At 45.9% G+C, this 1,880-nt stretch carries 1 protein-coding gene; it reads right to left on the bottom strand.

Annotated features, from left to right (window positions below; translation table 11 throughout):
* Positions 1–1,880, bottom strand: a 1,880-nt coding sequence (locus SAE01_RS24270) for a beta strand repeat-containing protein (protein ID WP_170234269.1), incomplete at both ends; no start/stop codon positions are given.

The raw sequence follows: 1,880 nt of genomic DNA, 5'->3' as shown, positions 1-1,880 counted from the left end.
GGTTTACCCCTTGTGCAGCAGAACTTGTAGTTGTTAGACTAGTCAAAGCTCCTGCAAGTGTACCGGTTGTAAGATCGAGCGCCTGTCCTGTACCATCGAGGATAACATCAGGGGTGGCAGTATTGCCAAGCGTAAGGGTTCCAAAAGAAGTTCCTGTTATTTTTTTACCTGTTCCTGCATTACTGATGGTAAGGCCACGTATTGTATTGCCGCTGTTTAGGGTAATGATGTTTGCATTAGTAGCGGTTAGTGTTATCGTGTTAGCACCTGTATTCATTGCGGGTAGAGTACTGTAAGCAGGAACGGTAAGTCCGGCAATGGTTGCAAGAGACTGGCTTGCATCCTGTCCTATAATTCTTTGATTAGCCAGTAAAGTAAGGCTGCCGGTATAAGGCGTTGCACTCTCGAAATAGAAAATGTTATCTGCTGCAAAAGTTCCGGCTACATCACCGGTTTGCTTAAAAGGAGATTGCTGGGTTCCTGTTCCATTACTTGCTGCTGCACTGTTTACAAACCAGATCCTGTTGCTAAGGGTAATGTTTACCGTTACGGTCGAGCCAATGTTGTAGCCGTTATCTATCCTGTAAGTAAAGGCATCGGCTCCTGTATATCCTGCAGCAGGATAGTAATTGAAGCTTCCGTTGCTGTTTACTGTTACAGAACCATGGGCAGTAGTACTTGCTACACCCACATTTGCAGCACTGCCGTTTACTTCTGTAACAGTGATATTCGTTCCAAGATCGTTGGTTAGTACATTATCAGTGATGGTTACATTGCCAATGCCACCGGGAAAAGTTTCTGCTACAGCAGTAGCGGGAGTACCTACTGCAATGGTTACCACTGCATCATTATTTGGAAGCCCTGGGACTTCTGTAGTAGCCACATAACTAAACTTATCAAAGCCTGTAAAACCTGCAGGGGCTGTATAATTAAAAGTACCGTCAGCGTTTACGGTAAGGGTACCACCAGCATCGGTAGTACCTGCAAGGCCTGCTGCTGTCGTTAACCCGTTAGAGCCGGTTGTTCCAAAAGAAAGGACTTTTAAATTGGTTGCGCCGTTCTTTAACCCATAATCGTTGGTAAGCACATTGCCGCTGGTAGTGCCTGCAGCATAACTATCGTCCCTGGCAAGAGCTGAAGTTTGCAATGAGTTAGGAGTATAAGTAGTTCCGGCAGGTGCAGCATTGGTAAGTGTAACTGTATTGGCACTGGCTGAACCGCTGTTTTTTATTGTATCTCTATAAGTAATAGTTTCACCGGGATTAGCAATATTGTTGCCGTTGGCATCGCTAAGATGATCTCCTAAGTTGGCACTCATTGCAGTGGCTGTTGGGTTTGCACTTACTGACACTTCATCTAAACCAACGCCTTGTGAAGTATTGGAACTGCCTGTATTAAATACCCACCTTAGATAAAACTGGGCTGTGTTAGGAAGCGATGGAACAGTAATGCTAAAGGATTTGTAAGTGGTAAGCGGCGTGGTAAAATTATAAGCGCTGCTGCCTGTAGGGAAAGTGGTCGAAGAGATATCACCGGCTGTAAAAGCAGTCCAGTTAGTTCCGTCAGTTGAATAAGAAAAGTTAAGGGTGAAGGGTGAAGTATTGGTTCTGTATCGCTCTGCCTGGAAAGAAATGTTTAATGAGGTAAGAGCCGTGCCTGTGGTATTTTGATAATTAGCCATAAGGGCATTAGGACTTGCATAAGCAGGTGCATCTGTATTAGTCATAAAGCCTGCAGCCCTTTCGGTAGGAGCGGTACCCCAGTTATAACTTCCGCCGGTGGTGGGCGAGCCACTGCCTGCTACCTGGCTCACACTACCTGAACCTGCAGCCCATGTTGGCGTAGTATTACCGGCAGGAGATACACGCCAGTTTGCAGGC

It is taken from the genome of Segetibacter aerophilus (genome assembly GCF_007991655.1).
Classification (GTDB): domain Bacteria; phylum Bacteroidota; class Bacteroidia; order Chitinophagales; family Chitinophagaceae; genus Segetibacter; species Segetibacter aerophilus.
Note: the sequence above shows the minus strand (reverse complement) of the source record. Positions and strands in the feature narration are given on the sequence as shown.